The sequence below is a fragment of the Planomonospora corallina genome (genome assembly GCF_042650625.1).
GTDB lineage: Bacteria > Actinomycetota > Actinomycetes > Streptosporangiales > Streptosporangiaceae > Planomonospora_B > Planomonospora_B corallina.
Genome location: NZ_JBHSBM010000017.1, coordinates 614,254 through 618,963, shown reverse-complemented (window position 1 = coordinate 618,963; position 4,710 = coordinate 614,254). Strand labels below are relative to the sequence as shown.

General features: G+C 75.9%; 6 protein-coding genes. All 6 read right to left on the bottom strand.

Going from position 1 to position 4,710, the window contains the following annotated elements; genetic code table 11:
- Nucleotides 1–242: 242 nt before the first annotated feature.
- Nucleotides 243–1,631: an 8-oxoguanine deaminase gene (locus tag ACFOWE_RS15975; RefSeq protein WP_377289146.1), complete on the bottom strand. Its 1,389-nt coding sequence runs from the start codon at nt 1,629–1,631 to the stop codon at nt 243–245.
- Between the two features lie 152 nt (nt 1,632–1,783).
- On the bottom strand, nt 1,784–2,257 hold the full coding sequence (locus ACFOWE_RS15970; protein WP_377288404.1) for a (2Fe-2S)-binding protein: 474 nt from the start codon (nt 2,255–2,257) through the stop codon (nt 1,784–1,786).
- A complete protein-coding gene (locus ACFOWE_RS15965) occupies nt 2,257–3,153 on the bottom strand; it encodes an FAD binding domain-containing protein (protein ID WP_377288402.1) in 897 nt (298 codons plus the stop codon). The genes ACFOWE_RS15970 and ACFOWE_RS15965 overlap by 1 nt, the downstream gene beginning before the upstream one ends.
- Before the next feature lie 11 nt (nt 3,154–3,164).
- On the bottom strand, nt 3,165–4,061 hold the full coding sequence (gene pucL / locus ACFOWE_RS15960; RefSeq protein WP_377288400.1) for a factor-independent urate hydroxylase: 897 nt from the start codon (nt 4,059–4,061) through the stop codon (nt 3,165–3,167).
- Between the two features lies 1 nt (nt 4,062).
- Nucleotides 4,063–4,377: a hydroxyisourate hydrolase gene (gene uraH / locus ACFOWE_RS15955; protein WP_377288398.1), complete on the bottom strand. Its 315-nt coding sequence runs from the start codon at nt 4,375–4,377 to the stop codon at nt 4,063–4,065.
- A gap of 28 nt (nt 4,378–4,405) precedes the next feature.
- Nucleotides 4,406–4,710: 2-oxo-4-hydroxy-4-carboxy-5-ureidoimidazoline decarboxylase (locus ACFOWE_RS15950; RefSeq protein WP_377288396.1), on the bottom strand; the 305-nt coding region annotated here is incomplete at its 5' end.

Genomic DNA, 4,710 nt, shown 5'->3' with positions numbered 1-4,710 from the left:
GCCGTCGCCGGCGTGGGCCACCGGCAGCGCGACCGCGGTGACGCCCGGGCCGAGGCCCGCGGCGACGCGGGCGGCGACCTCGGCCCCGGTCAGCGACCCCTTGAACTTGTCCGGAGCGATGACGATGTGCCCCGACGACTCAGACAACCTTGCTCCCTGCTGGAGGACCGGCGCCCGCCCGTCCCCGCCCGGTGGGGCGGGCACGGGCACGTGCCGGAATGCGGTGGTGTGGAGCACCATCATCACATTCGTCCCGCGACCGGGCCGACCTCCCCGGTGGTTGTGAGACCCCGCTCCCGCGCCAGGCGGAGCAGGCGCCGGTGGGCGGCGCCTCCGGCCCGGCCGAGCTCGTCCTGGGGCGCCGTGCGCAGCTCGTCGTCCGCCACGACCGTCCCGCCGCCGACCAGCAGCCGGGCCAGCGGCGGCTGCCGGCTGCCGAGGACGAGCTCGGCGACCGGGTCGGTGACGGCCGCGCCGAAGGAGGCGCCGGTCCGCCAGAGCGCGATGTCGGCGAGCTTGCCGGGTTCCAGCGAGCCGATCTCGTCCGCCCGGCCGAGGTTCCGCGCGCCGCCGAGAGTGGCGATCTCCAGTGCCCGGCGGACGGTCAGCGCGCTGGGACCGTACCGGGCCCGCTGCAGGAGCAGGGCCTGGCGCATCTCGCCGGACATCGAGGTCAGCTCGGCCGAGGCGCTGCCGTCCACGCCGAGGCCGACCACGGCGCCGCGCCGGAGCATCTCGGAGACCCGGGCGATCCCGGCGCCGAGCCTGCCGTTGGAGCTGGGGCAGTGCGCCGAGCCGGTCCCGGTCTGCGCGAGGACGTCGATGTCGGCGTCGCTGAGGTGCACGGAGTGGGCGAACCACACGTCCGGGCCGAGCCAGCCGAGTTTCTCCACGTACCCGACCGGGCGCAGGCCCATCTGCTCCAGGCAGTGCTCCTGCTCGTCGAGGGTCTCGGCGAGGTGGGTGTGCAGGCGCACGCCCTTGTCCCTGGCCAGCGCCGCGGACTCGGTCATCAGCTCGGCGCTGACCGAGAACGGCGAGCAGGGGGCGACCGCGATGCGCAGCTTGGAGGAGAAGGAGGGGTCGTGGTGGGCGTCGACGGCCTCGGCCGTGGCGGCGAGGATGTCGTCGATCCTCTCCACCACGCTGTCCGGCGGCAGGCCGCCCGCCGAGCGGCCCCGGTCCATGGAGCCGCGCGCAGGGTGGAAGCGCAGGCCCACCGTGCGGGCCGCCTCGATCTCCGCGGCGAGCAGGTCGCCGCGGCCCTTCGGGAAGACGTAGTGGTGGTCGGAGGAAGTGGTGCAACCGGACAGGGCGAGGAAGGCCAGGCCGGCGCCCGCCGCGCCGCGCACGACCTCGGCGTCCATCGCGGCCCAGACAGGGTAGAGCGCCACCAGCCACTCGAAGAGGGTGGCGTCCTGGGCGAGCCCCTGGGAGGCCCACTGGTAGAGGTGGTGGTGGGTGTTGACCAGGCCGGGGGTGGCCAGGCAGCCGGTGCCGTCGATCCGCTCGGCGCCCTCGGCGGCGGGCGCCGGGCCGGGCCCGAGCGAGGTGATGCGGTCGCCGTCGATCCTGATGTGCCCGCGGGGGATCTCCTCGCCGACGACCGGGGCGATGTGGGCGTTCTCGATGACGACGGTGCGCGCGCCGGGACCCGGCGGGGTCGCGGACGGGGTCCCGGACGGGCCGGATCCCGGGCTCAGGTGCGGACCCGGGTGAGGACCCGGGTGAGGACCCGGGTGAGGACCCGGGTGAGGACCCGGGTGCGGGCCGGGATGCGGGCTCACCGGCGCTCCGCCCTGCGGGCCGCGGCGAGCCGTACCGCGTCGAGGATCTTCTCGTAGCCGGTGCACCGGCACAGGTTGCCGGCCAGCGCCTCGCGGATCTCCGTGTCGGTGGGCCGCTCGACGCGCGCCAGCAGGTCGTGGGCCTGCACGACGAAGCCGGGGGTGCAGAAGCCGCACTGCACGGCGCCGCACTCGACGAACGCCCGCTGGACCTCGTCGAGCCGGTCGCCCTCGGCGAGGCCCTCGACCGTGCGGACCTCGCGCCCCTCGGCCTGCCCGGCCGCGACCAGGCAGGCGCAGACGGGCACCCCGTCGAGGTAGACGGTGCAGGAGCCGCACTCGCCCTGCTCGCAGGCGTTCTTGGAGCCGGGCAGGCCCAGCCGCTCGCGCAGCACGTACAGCAGGCTCTCCCCCTCCCAGACGTCGTCTGCGGTCTCGGGGCGGCCGTTGACGGTGAGGGTGACGCGCATCAGCCGGTCCTCCTTCCACGGGATGCGGCCTGGAGGTCGTTCCAGGCCCAGGTCAGGGTGCGGCGGGCCAGCACGGCCAGGGCGTGCCGGCGGTAGGCGGCGGTGCCCCGCACGTCGTCGATCGGGGAGGCGGCCTGCGCGGCCAGCTCGCCGAAGCGGGCGGCCACGGCGTCCCCGAGCGGCGCCTCCCGGCCGGCCGCGGCCGCGTCCCAGTCGAGCTCGGCGGCGAGGAACTCCTCGGCCGCGAGGGCGCGGCGGGGCGTGGGCGCGGCCGAGCCGACGCCGGTGCCGGCGCGCCGCGCGGCGGGGTCGAGCGCGATCGCGAAGGAGCAGACCGCGATCACCATCGCGTTGCGGGTGCCGACCTTGGCGAAGTACTGCGGGCCCGCGGCGGGCCGCGCCCAGAAGGCCCGGATCAGCTCGTCGGGCTCCAGGGCGCTGCGTTTGACGCCGAGGTAGAACTCCTCGACGGGGATCATGCGCACGCCGCGGGCGGCGGACTCGGCCTCGACGGCCGCGCCGGCGGCGAGCAGCGGCGGGTGGCCGTCCCCGGCGGGCGAGGCGGCGCCGAGGTTGCCGCCCACGGTGCCGCGGTTGCGGATCTGCGGCGAGCCGACCGTGCGGGCGGCCTGCGCGAGGCCGGGCAGGCGGTCGCCGAGCTCGGCGATCAGCCGCGTGTACGGCACGCCCGCGCCGACCCGGAGCCGGCCGTCCGGCGCCTCCTCCCAGCCGGCGAGCTCGGTGACGCGGGTCAGGTCCAGCAGCGCCGGCGGGCGGCGGAGGCCGAAGTTGAGCTCGACCATCACGTCGGTGCCGCCCTGGACGGGCACCGCCTCCGGCCGCTCCGCCTTGGCGGCCAGCGCCTCCGCCCAGGTCCCGGGTCGCAGGAAGTCCATCGTCGCTCCCGTCACTCCCACGCGAAGCCCGCGCCGGGGGCGTCCTCGGTCAGGACGGCGCCCTCGATCAGCCCGTAGGGGCGGTCGGCGGCGAAGTAGACCTCGTCGGGGTTGTCCAGCCCGAACGGCTCCAGGTCCACCAGGAAGTGGTGCTTGTTGGGCAGTTCCAGGCGCACCTCGCAGATCTCGGGCCGGGCCGCCAGCACCGCCCGCCCCATGGCGAACAGGGTCTGCTGGAGGGAGAGGCTGTGGGTGCCGGCGAACGCCTCCAGCAGGCGGCGCCGCGCCTCGGCGTAGGACTCCGCGAAGCCGACGGGGCCGGCGTCCGGCGAGAGGTGCCGCCAGCGCGCGGTGACGGCGGTGGCCAGGATGCGCTCGGTGGTCGGCGCCAGGGTGGTGTACGCGTCGCGGATGAACCCGTGGAACTCCGAGCCGGTCGAGTTGAGCACCGTCAGGTCCTTCAGCCCGGAGACCACGGTGGTGCGGCCGGACGCGTCGTGGTGGACCAGGCAGGTGCGGACCTCGGTGCCGGCGCGGACGAAGGAGTGCCGCCGCCGCCCCGGGTCGCCGGCCGCGGGCGGGACGCGCTCCCAGGAGTACTCCTCGATCTCCACCCGGGCGTGGTGGATCGTGGGCTGGGAGTCCACGAAGTGCCGGGCCAGCGCCAGCGCGAAGTCCTCGATCTGGTCCACGCCGCGGGAGCGGGCGAGGGCGTAGACGGTGTTCTTCTGCGTGTCGGTGGGGAGCACGGCGGCGTTGTCCCCGGTCAGGTGGACGGCCTCCATGTCACCGGAGAGCGCGGTGCTGACGCTGAGGTCCTTGAGGTGGTGGACGCCGCCGTCGCGGGCGACGCGGACCAGCCGGGTCTCCGCCTTGCCGTAGCGGTTGGGCCCGAGAACGACGGTCAAGCTAACTCCCCCTGTAGGTCGAGTAGGCGAACGGGCTCAGCAGCAGCGGCACGTGGTGGTGCTCCGCCGGGTCGGCGACGGTGAACGTGACGCAGACCTCCGGATAGAAGGTCTCGGTGCCGCGGGCGGCGAAGTAGGCGCCGGTGTCGAAGACCAGCCGGTGCACGCCCGCGCCCGGCGCCCAGCCCGAGATGCGGCCGTCGGCGTCGGTGCGTCCCTCGGCGAGCACCGTCCCGTCCTCGCGGGCCAGCCGTACGGCGACGCCGTGCGCGGGCCGGCCGAGCGCCGCGTCCAGCACGTGCGTGGACAGGCTCATGGCTCCTCCCCCGGCGGCTCCTCCAGGCTCATGACTCCTCCCCCAGCAGCTTCTCCAGGCGGAGCCGCGTGATCTTCGCGAGCTCGGCGCGGACGGTCCCGCGCTCGGCCTCCTGCCCGGCGGTCAGCCGCCCGCGCAGCCGGGCCAGCAGCTCCTCCGCCGGCAGGCCGGTGGCGCAGACCAGGTAGACGTGGCCGAAGCGCTCCTCGTAGGCGCGGTTGCCCGCGGCGAGCGCGTCGAGCACCCGCGGGTCCGCGCCCGCCGTGCCGGACTGCTCCCGGCGCGACCAGGCGGCCTCCCTGCCGGGCCCGGCGGCGCGCTCGCCGATGCGCG